This is a genomic window from Methylobacterium platani (assembly GCF_001653715.1).
In the GTDB taxonomy this organism is placed as follows: Bacteria; Pseudomonadota; Alphaproteobacteria; order Rhizobiales; family Beijerinckiaceae; genus Methylobacterium; species Methylobacterium platani.
In genome coordinates, this window is the sequence record NZ_LWHQ01000047.1 from 217,372 (window position 1) to 231,680 (window position 14,309).

The 14,309-nt window shown below is 73.3% G+C and carries 11 protein-coding genes and 1 pseudogene; 6 read left to right on the forward strand and 6 right to left on the reverse strand.

The window, feature by feature from the left end; genetic code table 11:
- Positions 1–30 precede the first annotated feature (30 nt).
- Positions 31–663 (forward strand): L,D-transpeptidase, encoded by a 633-nt coding sequence (locus A5481_RS23655; protein ID WP_048433098.1) that lies wholly within the window; start codon positions 31–33, stop codon positions 661–663.
- Between the two features lie 74 nt (positions 664–737).
- Here A5481_RS23655 and A5481_RS23660 read toward each other — a convergent pair whose 3' ends face one another.
- The 3 genes and pseudogenes from A5481_RS23660 to A5481_RS35845 all read right to left on the reverse strand — a co-directional run.
- Entirely contained in the window at positions 738–3,287 is a 2,550-nt protein-coding gene (locus A5481_RS23660) for a hypothetical protein (RefSeq protein ID WP_156311783.1), read from the reverse strand.
- A gap of 596 nt (positions 3,288–3,883) precedes the next feature.
- Positions 3,884–4,081 (reverse strand): helix-turn-helix domain-containing protein, encoded by a 198-nt coding sequence (locus A5481_RS35385; RefSeq protein ID WP_245238734.1) that lies wholly within the window; start codon positions 4,079–4,081, stop codon positions 3,884–3,886.
- A gap of 412 nt (positions 4,082–4,493) precedes the next feature.
- A pseudogene (locus A5481_RS35845) lies at positions 4,494–4,901 on the reverse strand (AraC family ligand binding domain-containing protein); the annotation flags it as partial.
- On the opposite strand from A5481_RS35845, the gene A5481_RS23670 reads away from it, so the two are divergent.
- Complete coding sequence (locus tag A5481_RS23670; protein WP_064504345.1) at positions 4,839–6,158, forward strand: tetratricopeptide repeat protein; 1,320 nt, start codon at positions 4,839–4,841, stop codon at positions 6,156–6,158. The pseudogene A5481_RS35845 and the gene A5481_RS23670 sit on opposite strands and share 63 nt — an antisense overlap.
- A gap of 11 nt (positions 6,159–6,169) precedes the next feature.
- Positions 6,170–7,390 carry an MFS transporter gene (locus tag A5481_RS23675; RefSeq protein ID WP_048437675.1) on the forward strand — a complete coding sequence of 407 codons (1,221 nt, stop codon included), beginning with the start codon at positions 6,170–6,172 and terminating at the stop codon, positions 7,388–7,390.
- 4 nt (positions 7,391–7,394) lie between these two features.
- Here A5481_RS23675 and A5481_RS23680 read toward each other — a convergent pair whose 3' ends face one another.
- Positions 7,395–7,775 (reverse strand): gamma-butyrobetaine hydroxylase family protein, encoded by a 381-nt coding sequence (locus A5481_RS23680; RefSeq protein ID WP_048437676.1) that lies wholly within the window; start codon positions 7,773–7,775, stop codon positions 7,395–7,397.
- Positions 7,776–7,882: 107 nt separating this feature from the next.
- On the opposite strand from A5481_RS23680, the gene moaA reads away from it, so the two are divergent.
- The gene (moaA, locus tag A5481_RS23685) at positions 7,883–8,932 is read left to right on the forward strand and encodes a GTP 3',8-cyclase MoaA (RefSeq protein WP_048437677.1); all 1,050 of its coding nucleotides are present in this window, start codon (positions 7,883–7,885) and stop codon (positions 8,930–8,932) included.
- Between the two features lie 6 nt (positions 8,933–8,938).
- Here the strand turns inward: moaA and A5481_RS23690 are convergent, their stop codons facing one another.
- A complete protein-coding gene (locus A5481_RS23690) occupies positions 8,939–10,663 on the reverse strand; it encodes a methyl-accepting chemotaxis protein (RefSeq protein ID WP_048437678.1) in 1,725 nt (574 codons plus the stop codon).
- Between the two features lie 175 nt (positions 10,664–10,838).
- Here A5481_RS23690 and A5481_RS23695 point away from each other — a divergent pair, with 175 nt between their 5' ends.
- A complete protein-coding gene (locus A5481_RS23695) occupies positions 10,839–11,672 on the forward strand; it encodes an ABC transporter substrate-binding protein (protein ID WP_064504346.1) in 834 nt (277 codons plus the stop codon).
- Positions 11,673–11,793: 121 nt separating this feature from the next.
- Positions 11,794–12,660, forward strand: coding sequence for an NAD(P)-dependent oxidoreductase (locus tag A5481_RS23700; protein ID WP_048433520.1), 867 nt, complete (start codon positions 11,794–11,796; stop codon positions 12,658–12,660).
- A gap of 147 nt (positions 12,661–12,807) precedes the next feature.
- Here A5481_RS23700 and glpK read toward each other — a convergent pair whose 3' ends face one another.
- Positions 12,808–14,301: a glycerol kinase GlpK gene (gene glpK / locus A5481_RS23705; protein ID WP_048433521.1), complete on the reverse strand. Its 1,494-nt coding sequence runs from the start codon at positions 14,299–14,301 to the stop codon at positions 12,808–12,810.
- Positions 14,302–14,309: the final 8 nt, after the last annotated feature.

The following is a 14,309-nucleotide window of genomic DNA, read 5'->3' on the forward strand; positions in this document are numbered from 1 at the left end:
CCCCCCAAGCGTTCCTGCCAAGAGGCTTTCATGCGCCGCTTCGTCCCCGCCCTGGCCGGGCTGGCCTGCGTCGTCACCGCCTGGGCGGCGCCCGCCGCCGCCTACGAGATCGACCCGCTCACCCGCCAGCCCCTGGACCAGCCCCTCACCATGACGGTGCGGGCCCCCGCCGCCGCGGCGGCGGCCGTCGATCCCCTCGACGCCGCGGTGCCGAAGATGAGCCCGATCCCGCGCGAGACGGTGGCCTATGCCGGCCCCTACGGCGCCGGCACCATCGTGGTCTCGACCGCCGAGCGCCGGCTCTACTACGTGCTCGGCAACGGCCAGGCCCTGCGCTACGGCGTCGGCGTCGGCCGCCCGGGCTTCGCCTGGAACGGGGTGCAGACCATCTCGATGAAGCGCGAGTGGCCCGATTGGCGCCCGCCGGCCCAGATGATCCGCCGCCGGCCCGACCTGCCGCGCCACATGAAGGGCGGCCCGGAGAACCCGCTCGGCGCCCGCGCGATGTATCTCGGCGGCTCGCTCTACCGCATCCACGGCTCGAACGAGCCCGAGACCATCGGCACCGCGGTCTCCTCCGGCTGCATCCGGATGACCAACGACGACGTGATGGACCTCTACACCCGCGCCAAGGTCGGCACGAAGGTGATCGTGCAGCGCTGATCGCGCCCGCACCTGTCGAGCGATCTCGAGAAGGCCGGCACCCCGGGGTGCCGGCCTTCTTCGCGTTTTCGGGCTCAGCGCGCGGGCGCCGGATCGCAGGCCTCCCGTGCGCCGACCGCGCAGGCGACGCGGCGGATCGCCGTGCGGTTGGCCGCCGCGAGCTTTCGCGCACTTGCCTGCCCGTCCGGATTGCCCTCCCGCGCCGGCGCGCAGACGTCCTCGGCCATGCCGGTGGCGCGGCGCATGAACTGCCGGACCCGTTCCGACAGGGCCCAGTCGAGCGGCGGGGCGATCGGATCGCCCCGCTCGCAGCTGTCGTCGAACAGCGTGATCTTCTGGAAGTCCACGAACTTCGTGCAGCGATTCTCGAACCGGGCGCCCGGCACCGTCGGTCTGCAATCCTGCGACGCAGCATCCTCCTCCGCCAGCTTGCTGGCGCGCGTCCGGAGATGGGACCCGTGGGCCGTGCGGCTCGCGAACAGGCCGCGCAGGGGCGCCAGAACCTCGTTGATCCAGACCGGCTTCGACGCTTCGTTCAGGAGGCCGTGCGCCTCGTAGCCGATGAAGACGAACACGAAGCGGAGGGTGTCCCTCTTGGCGGGCCCGACCGAGAGGGCGTGGGCGAGCTCGCGCAAGACCTCGAGCCCGGCCGGATCGAAATAGCCGCCGTCGAGGATATGCCCCTTCCGGTTGCCCTCCCGGTCGACGAGGGTGCCGGCCGGGCTGATCCACGGGAAGCGGGCGCCGTTGTGGATGGCGGTCGAGATCGGGACGTCGCGCCCGACGATCTCGTAGAAGTCGTCGGCGTCGGCAGCGCCGGCCAGCTCGACCTTGCTCGTCAGGATGCGCCGCCCGGTCTCCTCGCTCGCACCCTCGACAATGACGAAGGGCCGCCACGGCGTCTCCGGCACCGCCCCGGACGGTGTCCCAGGCGGTGTCTTGGACGGCCCGAGCGACAGGAACGCCTCGCCGAGCGGGTTTGCCGGTTCATCCGGGCTCGGTGGATTGCATCGGTTCGGCACCCCGCACCACGATTGCTCCCAGGCCCGCTCCAGCGCCTTCGCCCGATCCGGCAAGACCCCGAACGGGAAGACGCGCTGCAGCAGGTCCGGGAAGAGCAGGCCGGCCAGGACCGGGCTCAGGGCGTCGGCCCCGGTCAGCCGCAGGAGCGGCTGGCGAAAGGTCTCGCCCCGGGGCCGGACCGCCTCGTCGAGGGCGGCGACGTAGCCGACCGCGCCGACGCTGCCGCCGGAGACCGAGCTGATCGCGAACAGGTGCTCGGGCAGGCGCTCCCCGCTCGCCTCGTGCAGCGCCGCCAGAGCCTCCGCGGTCCAGTTGCCGGCCCGCGACGCCCCGCCCTCCGCGGCGACGAGCACCATCGTGTACGATCCGTCGCCGGCGGGCTTCTGCCTGGCCTTCCATTGCCCGTAGGCGTCCTCGAGCGTGGGACGGTGCGCCGCGATCTCGGCCGTGCAGGTCTCGGGCTTGTCGCAGCCGATCGTCCGGACGGCGTGGTTGTCGGTCCACAGGCTGAGGAGGGCCACCCAGGCCAGGGCGCCCGCGACGACCGGCAGGCGCAGGCCGGCCCTGCTCTGGATCAGCGTCACCACCGGGGGGATGATCAGGCCGACGCCCAGGAACACCACGCCGGCCGGCCCGAACCACCAGCCGAAGGTCGTCGGGGAGAAGCCGGCCCAGATCATGGCGGCGAACGCGGCCACGAATCCGAGGGTCATCCAGACCTGCGCGAACCCTTTCGCGGGGTTCTTCGGCCGGAACACCACGAACAGCGTGAACCCGGCGCCGAGCGCGAGCAGGACGGCGACGTTCAGCCATGCCTCCGCCGACAGGAAGGCGGCGGCGATGGCGGCGATCACGAACGGGCCGATCCCGACGATCCGCGGCGCCCAGACCAGGACCGGGCCGTAGGGATCCGTCCGCCAGCGCTCGCGGTCCGCCCCGTAATTCGAGACGACGATCGCGCGCGACCAGGACCAGGCCTGCAGCGCCAGGAACAGCAGGGTGAACGCGAACATCCCCTGCGGCCAGCGCGCGCCGGGACCCGGAGGGTCCTCCGCGAAGGCGCGGATCAGGTCCCGGCCCTGCGGGGCGAGCGCCAGGATCGCGGGCGTGCCGAGGGCGAGGAGCGCGATGAGCAGGAGGCCCCGGGTCGTGCTCAGGAAGGCGCGCAGCCGGCACCACCGCTCGACGAGACCGGGCCGCGCTGCGGGCCGCAGCGGTCGCGCCGGCGCCCTGGCCGCCGCCAGCGCCACCGCGCCCCGGTTGTTCCAGGTCATCCCCCTGACGTCGTTGGCGAAGACATAGAGGTCGCCGGACTGCGCGAAGGTGTGGCTGCACCCCTCGCCGATCCGCACCGTCTCCAGGATCGTCCCGGTGCCGCTCTCGACCTCGCCGACGAGGCAGAACCACTTGGCGTCCTTGACGCGCGGCGAGATGCCGACGGCATCGGTCAAAAAATTCCGGTATCCGTCCGGCCCGCACGGGATGAACCAGTCCCACCACGAGCCCGCGGCGAGGAAATGCCACTCCTCGCCCGCCCTGACCTTGACGAATTGCTGCCGCCCCCGTGCCCGCACGGTCTTCCAGCTCGAATGTCCTGTCATGGCCAGCTCTCGCGCCGCCGCAATGCGCCGATCAGAATGCCCGATCGACGATCCCGTCAAGCCTCGATTTGACGAGGGCCGATGGATTTTCAGATGACAGGGGTGATTCCTGAATATCTCCGATATGGACTGTATGAAAGTCATATTTTTGGCATCATTTGGCAAAATTCAATTTCGATATACAAATATGATAGCATGACTTACAGCGTTTTTTCCGTTTTCGATAATATTATTTGACGGTCTTCAAAATGTTCCTTTCAGAGATGACTTGTAAATTATTCAAACGAATTTCCATTCTGGACCTCATCCTGGGGGTGTCAGCCGATTGGAAATCGGCTGACCTCGAAGGAGGGCGCCAGGGAGTGCGGCGATGTCCGGAGCCCGCCTTCGAGGCTGCTGCAAGCAGCGGCACCTCAGGATGAGGGCGGGAATGGGTTGGACCGACCGCCCATCGATCTGCCTTCGCGGCCCGATCAGGCTCTCGCCCGTCAAACAGACCTCACGGCTCCATGGATCACGCCGCCGGCCGGCCACGTCTGCCGCTCGCTTCACCTCTGCCGGGCTGCGATCTCCCGACCGGGCGGGTCTCTCCCGCGTCACGGCCCGGCCCCCGCCCGCCTTCCGCGCATGTAGGCCTGGGGCGCGCAGCCCATGTCGCACCGGAACGCATAGACGAAGGCCGAGGTCGAGCCGTAGCCGAGCGCCATCGCGGTCCGGGTCACGTCGAGCCCGCCGCCCATCAGCTCGATCGCCTTGAACAGCCGCAGGCGGCGGCGCCAGGAGCGCAGGCTCATGCCGAGCTCGGCCTCGAAGCGCCGGGCGAGCGTGCGGCCCGACAGGCCGAGCGCCCGGCCCCACTCCTCGGGACTCCGGGAATCGGCCGGCTCGGCGTAGAGCGCCTCGCACAGGCCGGTCAGCGCCCCCCCCGCGCGGCCAGGGCAGCGCCCCCGACAGCGGCGCGGCCCGGCGGAGCTGGTCGAGGATCAGCCCGGCGACGCGGCCGGCATAGCCGCCCTCCCGGCCGTCGTCGTCAGCGTGCGCGTCCTGCCCGTCGAGCGCCGCCGCCTCGACGATCAGCGCCTGCAGCAGGGCCGAGACGCCGAACACCGTCGGCTCCCCGGGCAGGCCCCGGCCAGCGGCGTCGGCGATCCACAGGCTGCGGAACTCGGCCCCGAGCAGCGAGCCGACCCGGTGCCGGTGCCCGGTCGGCAGCCACACCGCCTGCTCGGGCGAGATCACGAACGAGCGGCCGGCCACCGCCACGGTCAGCACGCCGGAGATGGCGTAGACGACCTGATGCCAGGGATGGGCGTGCTCCGGGAACGAGTGGCGCGCCGGGATGGCTTGCGCCCGCACCGTCAGGGGCCGGGGCGGCGCGGCGCCGGGCGGGGTCTCGATCGTCTCCCACTGCATGCGCGCCTCCAGTTTGGCAGCTATTCTACGCGAGCTGTCTTCCCGTCGAAATACGGACAGCCGCGGCTCCGCTAAGCAGGAGAAGAATCGTGCTGTCTCGGGCTGCCGCCGGAGAAGGATCGTCGCGAGAGACCCGTCATGGCCCATACCGACCGCCGCGGCCTGCCCCTGTCGACACGCTCCGCCACCGCCGCCGCGCATTACCGCGAGGGCGTCGACCTCCTGCTGGCCGCCTGGCCGGGCGCCGCGGAGGCGCTCGACGCCGCGATCGCGGCCGATCCGGACTTCGCCCTGGCCCAGGCCGCCCGGGCCCGCCTGCACGCGATGCGCACCGAACCGGCGGCGGCACGGGCCCGCATCGCGGCGGCCGCGGAATGCCTGGCGCGGGGCGGGAGCGAGCGCGAGCGGAGCCACGTCGCGGTGCTGGCGCTGGCGATCGGCGGGCAATCGGGGCCGGCGCTCGACCGGGCGCTCGCCCATCTCGAATCCTGGCCCCGCGACGCCCTGATCCTGTCGCTGCCGCTCGGCGCCTTCGGGCTCCTCGCCTTCTCGGGCCGGCCCGACCACGACCGGGCCCGGGTCGATCTCTGCGCGCGCCACGCCGCCGCCTACGACCCCGACGACTGGTGGTTCGCGGTCTCCCGCGGCTGGGCCCTGACGGAGGACGGCGCGGTGGCGCGGGGCCGGGCGCTGACCGAGCACGGCTTCGCCCTGCGGCGCGCGAACGCCAACGGGGCGCATGCCCTGTCCCACGCCCTGTTCGAGGACGGCGCCGGCCCCGAGGCCGAGGCGCTGATCGCCGGCTGGCTGCCGGGCTACGACCGCTCCGGCATCCTGCACGGCCACATCGCCTGGCACGCCGCCCTCGCGGCGCTGGAGCGCGGCGACGCGGACGGGGCCCTGGCCCTCTACGATCGGCACGTCCGCCCCGGGGCGACGGCGGGCCTGCCGCTCAACGTCGTCACCGACACGGTCTCGCTGCTCTGGCGCCTCGGCGCCTACGGCCACGCGGTCCCGGCCGGGCTGTGGGACGAGGTCCGGGCCTATGCCGAGCCCTATTTCACGCAAGCCGGCTTCGGCTTCGCCGACGCCCATATGGGCCTGCTCGCCGCCGCGACCGGCGACCGGGCGGCGGCGCAGGGACGCATCGCCGGCCTCACCGCCCTCGTCGAGGACGGCACGCTGGCGGCGGGGCCGGTGGTGCCGGCGATCTGCCGCGCGGCGCTGGCCTTCGCGGACGAGGATTACGCGGCCTGCGCGCGGCTCCTCGAGCCGGTCGCCGCAGAGGTCGTGCGGATCGGCGGCAGCGGCGCCCAGCGCGAGGTGATCGAGGACACCCGCCTCGTCGCCCTGATGCGCGCCGGCGAGGCGGGAGCCGCCCGCACCCTCCTCGATACCCGCCTCCATCGTCGCCCCTCGCCGCGCGACGCGCGCTGGCGGGCCGCGCTCCCCGCCTGAGAGAGATCCCGATGTCGAATCCCGCCGCCCCGCTCCCCGGGACGAGCCTCCCCGCCGCGACCGGCACCGGCAACGTCCTGCGCCTCGCCGTCGCGCAGGCGCTCGCCGGCGCCAACTCGGTGGTGGTCTACGCCACCGGCGCCGTCATCGGCAGCCGGCTGGCGCCGGATCCGGCGCTCGCCACCCTGCCGATCTCGATCTTCGTCGTCGGCATGGCCGCCTGCACCCTGCCGGCCGGGCGCATCGCCCGGGCCTACGGCCGCCGCACCGCGTTCCTCGCCGGCACCGGCAGCGGGGTGCTCGTCGGCCTGCTGGCGGCGCTCGCGGTGGTGCTGTCGTCGTTCTGGCTCTTCTGCCTCGCGACCTTCTTCGGCGGCGCCTACGCGGCGGTGGTGCTGTCGTTCCGCTTCGCCGCCGCCGATTGCGTCGCGCCCGAGCGCCGGCCGCGCGCCCTCTCGGCGGTGATGGCCGGGGGCGTGTTCGCCGGCATCATCGGGCCGCAGCTCGTCAGCCACACCATGTCGTTGTGGCCCTCGCACGCCTTCGCCGCGACGTTCCTCGCCCAGGCCGCGGTGGCGGTGCTGTCGGCGGTCGTGCTGATGGGCGTGCGGCTGCCGGGGCCGACCCGGGCCGAGATCTCCGGCGGCCGCCCGCTCGGCACGATTGCCCGCCAGCCCCGCTTCGTCACCGCGGTGCTGTGCGGGGTGGTGTCCTACCTCCTGATGAACTTCCTGATGACCGCGGCCCCCCTGGCGATGCACCTGTGCGGCTTCACGCAGGCCGACGCCAATCTCGGCCTGCAATGGCACGTGATCGCGATGTACGCCCCGAGCTTCGTCACCGGGCGGCTGATCGCCCGGTTCGGTGCGCCCTCCGTCGTCGCGGCGGGGCTGGCGCTCACCGCGACGGCGGCGATCGTCGGGCTGTCGGGCCTGGATCTGGCCCATTTCTGGGCCTTCCTGGTCCTGCTCGGCCTCGGCTGGAACTTCGGCTTCGTCGGCGCCTCCGCGATGGTGCTCGAGTGCCACCGGCCGGAGGAGCGGACCCGGGTGCAGTCGCTCAACGACTTCGTGGTGTTCGGCACGATGGCGGTCGGCTCGTTCTCCTCCGGCGGCCTGCTGGCGCATTACGGCTGGGACGTGGTGCTGTGGGTGTCGTTCGGGCCGCTCGCCGTGGCGGTCGCGGCGCTCGCCCTCGCGGCGGCGTCGCGGCCGGCGCCCGCGGCGGGCTGATCCGTCAGCGCCGCCGCGCCGGCTCCCGGCTCAGGTTCCGGGCCGCCAGCTCCTCCTCGTAGCGGGAGAACCGCGTCGCCTGCTCCTCGCCGAGGCGGCGCAGGAAGTCGAAGGCGTAGATTCCGGTATCGTGCATGTCGTCGAAGGTGAGCTTGACGGCGTAGTTGCCGATGGGCGCCACCGCCAGGATCTCGACCTCGCGCTTGCCCGGAATCCATTTCCGCTCCGAGGGGGCGTGGCCCTGGACCTCGGCCGAGGGGCTCTCGACCCGCAGGTACTCCGCCGGCAGGGCGTAGGCCGCGCCGCTGGCATACGCGACGTGGAGGGTGCGCTTGTCGCGCGACAGCCGGATCTCGGTCGGCCAGTCGGCCTGCTCGTCGGTCATGGGTGCGTCTCCCTGCACATCAGGCACAACTTGCCCGTGGTCCCGCGAGCGCTCATATGCAGGCTGGCATCCGGCCGCCAGAGCCGCGTCGCGAGGATAGTGTTCGCATGTGGGGTCCCCGTACCGACGATCCGATGCCGGCGGCGTCCGTGCCGGCGCGGCCGGCGCCGCTGATCGATCCGTTCCAGCGGGCGATCACCTACCTGCGCGTCTCGGTCACCGATCGCTGCGACCTGCGTTGCGTCTACTGCATGTCCGAGGACATGGCGTTCCTGCCCAAGCGCGACCTGCTCACGCTGGAGGAACTGGACCGGGTCTGCTCGGTCTTCGTCGCCCGCGGCGTGAGGAAGCTGCGCATCACCGGCGGCGAGCCGCTGGTGCGGCGGGACATCATGCGGCTGTTCCGCAACCTCTCGCGCCACCTCGAATCCGGGGCGCTGGAGGAGATGACGCTGACCACCAACGGCACGCGCCTGCGCCAGCACGCCGCCGAGCTCGCCGCTCTCGGCATGCGCCGGATCAACGTCTCGCTCGACACCCTCGACCCGGCGAAATTCCGGGCGATCACCCGGCGCGGCGACCTCGACACGGTGCTCGACGGCATCGCGGCGGCGCGCGAGGCGGGCCTGAAGGTCAAGATCAACGCGGTGGCGCTGAAGGGCGTCAACGAGGACGAGATCCCCGCCATGCTCGCCTGGGCCCACGGGCTCGGCATGGAGATGACGCTGATCGAGGTGATGCCGCTCGGCGACATCGAGCCCGACCGCGTCGACCAGTTCCTGCCGCTCTCGGTGGTGCGCGAGCGCCTGTCCGAGCGCCTCACCCTCACCCCGCTTCCCGACCGCACCGGCGGTCCCGCCCGCTACGTGCGGGTGGAGGAGACCGGCGGGCGGCTCGGCTTCATCACCCCGCTCACCCATAATTTCTGCGAGAGCTGCAACCGGGTCCGCCTGACCTGCACCGGCCAACTCTACCTGTGCCTCGGCCAGGAGGACGCCGCCGACCTGCGGGCGGCGCTGCGCGCCTCCCCCGACGATGCCGTGGTGGCCGAGGCGATCCGGGAGGCGATCACCCGCAAGCCGAAGGGCCACGACTTCGTCATCGCGCGGGCGGCGAAGCCCGCGGTGCCGCGGCACATGAGCACGACGGGGGGGTGACGCCCCTCAGATCCTGAAGCCCATCCGCAACGCCCCCCAGTGCCGGCCATGCACCCGGACCGGCGCCGCCACCTCGCGCAGGGGCTGGCGGCCGGCCTCGTCCTGCGGGCAGGCCTGGACCAGGAAGGCCCGGGTCGAGCGGGCGGCGGAGAGCCCGATCCGGTCGTCGTAGAGCCGGCGCTGGCGGGCGTGCAGTGCGTTCCAGGCCGGATCGCCGGTCCGCGGCGCCTGGGCCTGGGCGCGGTTGTGGACCGGGGCGTAGCCGTTGCGGTCGACCGCGATGCAGAAGGCGGTGCGCGGATCGGCGAGCAGCAGCGGCTCGAGGATCGGCGGCAGGATGTCCTCCAGGGCCGGTACGGCGGCCGTCAGGTAGTGCGGCGGCTCGATTCCGGCGACCGGGCGGTAACGGGTGTCGAACAGGGCGTGGTGGGCGAGCCGGCCGGCGGCCAGGGCCTGTTCCAGCGCCCCGCCGACGGCCTCGGCGCCGCCCTGCACGCCCGCGATCAGCGGCCGGTTCTCCTCCTCGATCGCCACGAGCGCGTCGCGCATCCGCGCCTCGGAGGCCGGATCGAAGGTGCAGTGCAGGCCGCGCGGGCTCGTGCCGACGACCTGAACCTGGATCCGGCCGATGCCGCGCAGGTCGAGGGAGAGCCGCGCGCCGGTGGCCGCACCGCAGCCCTCCGGCGGCGTCAGGAGCAGCCCGCCGCGGCTGAGATCGAGCACCCGCCCGAGGCCCCAGTTGCCGACCCGGGCCGAGAGGTCGACGGGATAGCGGTCGTGCACCCGCCGGTCGCCGATCTCGGCCTGGCGCAGGGACGCGACGGTGCGCCCGGCAAGCCCGCCGGCGAGGCCCGCGACGCCGGCCCCGACGGATTCGGCGGCCTGCATGCGCCGGGCCGCCTCGCCGGCGGCCGTCGCCGCGGCGGCGGCGTCGTGGCCGAGATCGTCGGCGGCGTCGGCGAGGGCTTGCGCCTCGCCGGCGAGGCGCCGGGCGGCGTCGGCCTGGGCGCCGGCCGCCGTGCCGGTGGTCGCGAAGGCCGGGCGCAGGCAGGCGAGCGAGGTCGCGACGCTGCCCATCGCCACCGCGCCGGGGCCGGAGAGGCGGCGGCTCAGGGCCCGCACCTCCTCCACCGCCCGGGCGGCATCGCCCGACAGGAGCTTGATCTCCTCCGCCATCTGCCAGAGCGGCCCGCCGGCCGTGCCGGCGCGGGCCGCCTCGACGGTGGCGTTGAGGGCGAGGCGGTTCGCCTGCCGCGCCAGGGTCGCCGCCGCCTCGACGACGCGGGCGGCGTCCTGCGCGGCCGCAGCCATCTCGGCCTCCAGCATCCGGCTCTGCGCGTCGGTGCGCGCGAGGTGGCGGCCGGCCTGGACCAGCACGCCGGCGAGCCCCTCGGATTCGGTCGCCAGCGTCTCGGCGGAGATGCCGAGGGCGCGGCCCTGCCCGCCCGCCTCGCCGGCCCGGGCGCCGAGCGCCTCGAGGCTGCGGGCGAGGGCGGCGGCATCCGCCGCGGCGGCCGCGGTCTCGGCGCAGCCGTCCCGGGCGGCGACCCCGACGGCGCGGGCGGCCCGCACCAGTTCCGCCTCGACCCGGTCGACGGCGTCGCGCCCGGCTCGCCCCGCGTCGCGGTCCGGCCCCTCGGCCGCCGGGCCTGCGACGGGAAGCGGCGGCAGGATCTCGACCGCGTCGGCGCGGTCGCGATTCGGGGAGGACGGGCGAAAGCTCAGGCGCATGGCGGGATGAGAGCGCGCCGCACTTAAAAGCCGGTTAACCCTGACGCTGGGTTACCGCGGCGCCGGGTGCCGGGTTCCGCACCGTGAGGGACGAGTTGCGCCGGCAGGCGCGGCCGTGGCAGGGTCCGGCCACCGATCGAGATCATCGTCCCGTACCATGAGAGATCACCGCCGGATGAGCCGCCTGCTCTCCCGCCTCCTGCTCCTGTCGCTGCTGGCCGCCGGGCCCGCCCTCGCCGAGGAAGCCGCCCCTCCGAAGCCCCCCGCCCCTTCGCATTCCCCCGCGACTCCGAGTTCCCCCGCCCCTCTGCCCTCCCCGGTGCGCATCGCCACCGAGGGCGGCCGCCCGCCGTTCAACTACGTCGAGGACGGCAAGCCGGCCGGGTTCGAGGTCGAGCTGGCCCAGGCCCTGTGCGCGGAGGCCCGGCTCGCCTGCACCCTCGTGCTCCACCAGTGGGACGGCATCATCAAGGGGCTGGAGGCCGGCGAGTACGACGCCGTCATGGCCACGATGGCGATCACCCCGAAGCGGGCCGCCCGCATCGCCTTCAGCACGCCGTACCTGCGGATCCCGTTCGCCTACGTGGCGCGGCGCGAGACCTCGCTGCCGAATCCCTCGCCGGCCACCCTGCGGGGGCGGGCGATCGGCGTGGCGGCGCACGGGCCGCAGGTCGCCTACCTGGAGCAGCGGGTGCCCGGCGCCGAGATCCGCACCTTCGACACTCTCGCCGACGCGACCCTCGACCTGCGGGCCGGCCGGGTCGACCTCGTGCTGGGCGACAAGCTCGACCTCGCGAACTTCCTGGCGCGGCCCGAGGGCGAGGCCTGCTGCCGCCTCGTCGGCGACGTCGCCCCGGGCGAGCCGCTGCTCGGCGAGGGCGTCGGCATCGGCCTGCGCAAGGGCGACGGTGCCTTGCGCGCGGCGTTCGAGCGGGCGCTCGCCGCACTGATCGCCGACGGGCGCTACGACCGCATCCGGGCGAAATACATCCCGTTCGACACGAAGTGACGCCCGCCCTCCACGACCGCGATCGACCGTGGAGGGAGGGCACGCTCGTTTGACGGGCCCGGGGCCGGCTCACTACACCGGAGGCCGACCGCCGGAACACCGGCGTGGGAGGAGCGAGCGCATGGCACGGGTCGCGTTTCTGGGTCTCGGCGTGATGGGAGGGCCGATGGCCCGCCACCTCGCCGCCAAGGGCCACGACGTCACGGTCTACAACCGCACCAAGGCCAAGGCCGACGCCTGGGTGAGCGCTCACGGCGGCAAGGCCGCGGCGACGCCGCGCGAGGCGGCGGAAGGCCAGGAGATCGTCTTCGCCTGCGTCGGCAACGACGACGACCTGCGCCAGGTCACGACCGGCCCGGACGGCGCCTTCGCGGCGATGGGCAAGGGCACGGTCTTCGTCGACCACACCACCGCCTCGGCGGAGGTGGCGCGCGAGCTGTCCGAGGCGGCCGGCAAGGCCGGCTTCGGCTTCGTCGACGCGCCGGTCTCCGGCGGCCAGGCCGGCGCCGAGAACGGCGTGCTGACGGTGATGTGCGGCGGCGACGCCGAGACCTTCGCCCGGGTCGAACCGGTGATCGCGGCTTACGCCCGCGCCTGCCGGCTGCTGGGGCCCGTCGGTGCCGGCCAGCTCGCCAAGATGATGAACCAGATCTGCATCGCGGGTCTCGTCCAGGGCCTGTCGGAGGCGGTGCATTTCGGCAAGCAGGCCGGGCTCGACATCGAGGCGGTGCTCGACGTGATCTCCAAGGGCGCCGCCGGCTCCTGGCAGATGGAGAACCGCGGCAAGACCATGAACGAGGGCAAGTTCGATTTCGGCTTCGCCGTCGACTGGATGCGCAAGGACCTGTCGATCGTCCTGTCGGAAGCCCGCCGCAACAAGGCCAAGCTGCCGGTGACGGCCCTCGTCGACCAGTTCTACGCCGAGGTGCAGAGCCTGGGCGGCGGGCGCTGGGACACGTCGAGCCTGATCGCCCGGCTGGAGAAGTGAGGGCGCGGTCGATCCCGCACTCTCGATGGCAAGACGAAACTCCCTCCCCTCTCCTGGCGATGCCGGGCTTGCCCGGTATCGCTACAAGGTGTGGGAGAGGGGATCCCGCGCCATCTGGTTTTCAGTCAGCGCCGGTCAGTCAGGCCCCTACTTCCCCACCAGACAACTCACCGCCTTGCGCCAGCCGGCGAGCCGGCGCTCGCGCACCACCGGCTCCATCGCCGGGGTGAAGCGGCGCTCCAGGCGCCAATGGTCGGCGAAGTGTTCGGGCTCGGGGTAGAGGCCGCAGGCGAGGCCGGCGAGGTAGGCCGCGCCCAGCGCCGTCGTCTCCTTCACCGCGGGCCGGTCGACGGGGGCGGCGAGGAGGTCGGCGAGGCGCTGCATCGTCCAGTCGGAGGCGACCATGCCGCCGTCGACCCGCAGCACCGTGGCGCTTCCCTCCCCGTCCGGCCAGTCGGCCCGCATCGCGGCCAGCAGATCGGCGGTCTGGTAGCACACGCTCTCGAGCGCCGCCCGGGCGAGCTCGGCCGGGCCGGTGCCGCGGGTGAGGCCGAACAGGGCGCCGCGGGCATCCGGCTCCCAATGGGGCGCGCCGAGGCCGACGAAGGCCGGCACCAGGTAGACGTCCTGCGCCGGGTCGGCCCGCTCGGCGAGCGCCCCGGTCTCGGCCGCCGATCCGATCACCCCGAGCCCGTCGCGCAGCCACTGCACCGCCGCACCGGCGACGAAGATCGAGCCTTCGAGCGCGTAGGTGCGCCGGCCGTCGAGCTGGTAGGCGATGGTGGTGAGGAGCTTGTTCTTCGAGGCGACCGGCTGGTCGCCGGTGTTGAGGAGGGCGAAGCAGCCGGTGCCGTAGGTCGACTTGACCATTCCGGGCCGGAAGCAGGCCTGGCCCACCACCGCGGCCTGCTGGTCGCCGGCGACGCCCCGGATCGGGATCGACGCGCCGAACAGCTCCGGGTCGGTCTCGCCGAAATCGCCGGAGGAATCGCGCACCTCCGGCAGCATCGAGGCCGGCACGCCCAGCAGCGCCATCAGCTCGTCGTCCCAGGCGCCGCGATGGATGTCGAAGAGCAGCGTGCGCGAGGCGTTGGTGGCGTCGGTGACGTGCAGCCGGCCGCCGGTGAGGCGCCACAGGAGATACGAATCGACGGTGCCGAAGGCGAGCTCCCCGGCCTCGGCCCGGGCGCGGGCGCCGGGCACGTTGTCGAGGATCCAGGCGATCTTGGTGCCGGAGAAGTAGGGATCGAGGATCAGGCCGGTCTTCGCCGTGACCGCCGGCTCGTGGCCCTCGTCCTTCAGGCGGGCGCAGATCCCGGCCGAGCGCCGGTCCTGCCAGACGATGGCGCGGTGCACCGCCTCGCCGGTGCGCCTGTCCCAGACCAGCGTCGTCTCGCGCTGGTTGGTGATGCCGATCGCCGCCACGTCCCGGGCCGTCACCCCGGCCTGTTTCATCGCCGCCCGGCAGGTCTCGAGCGTCGTGCGCCAGAGATCCTCCGGCTCGTGCTCGACCCAGCCCGAGGCGGGGAAGTGCTGCGGGAACTCGGCCTGGGCGAGGCCCGCGATCGAGGTGTCGGGCCGGAACAGCAGGGCGCGCGAAGAGGTGGTGCCCTGGTCGATGGCGAGGATGAGGGAGGACATCGTAAGGC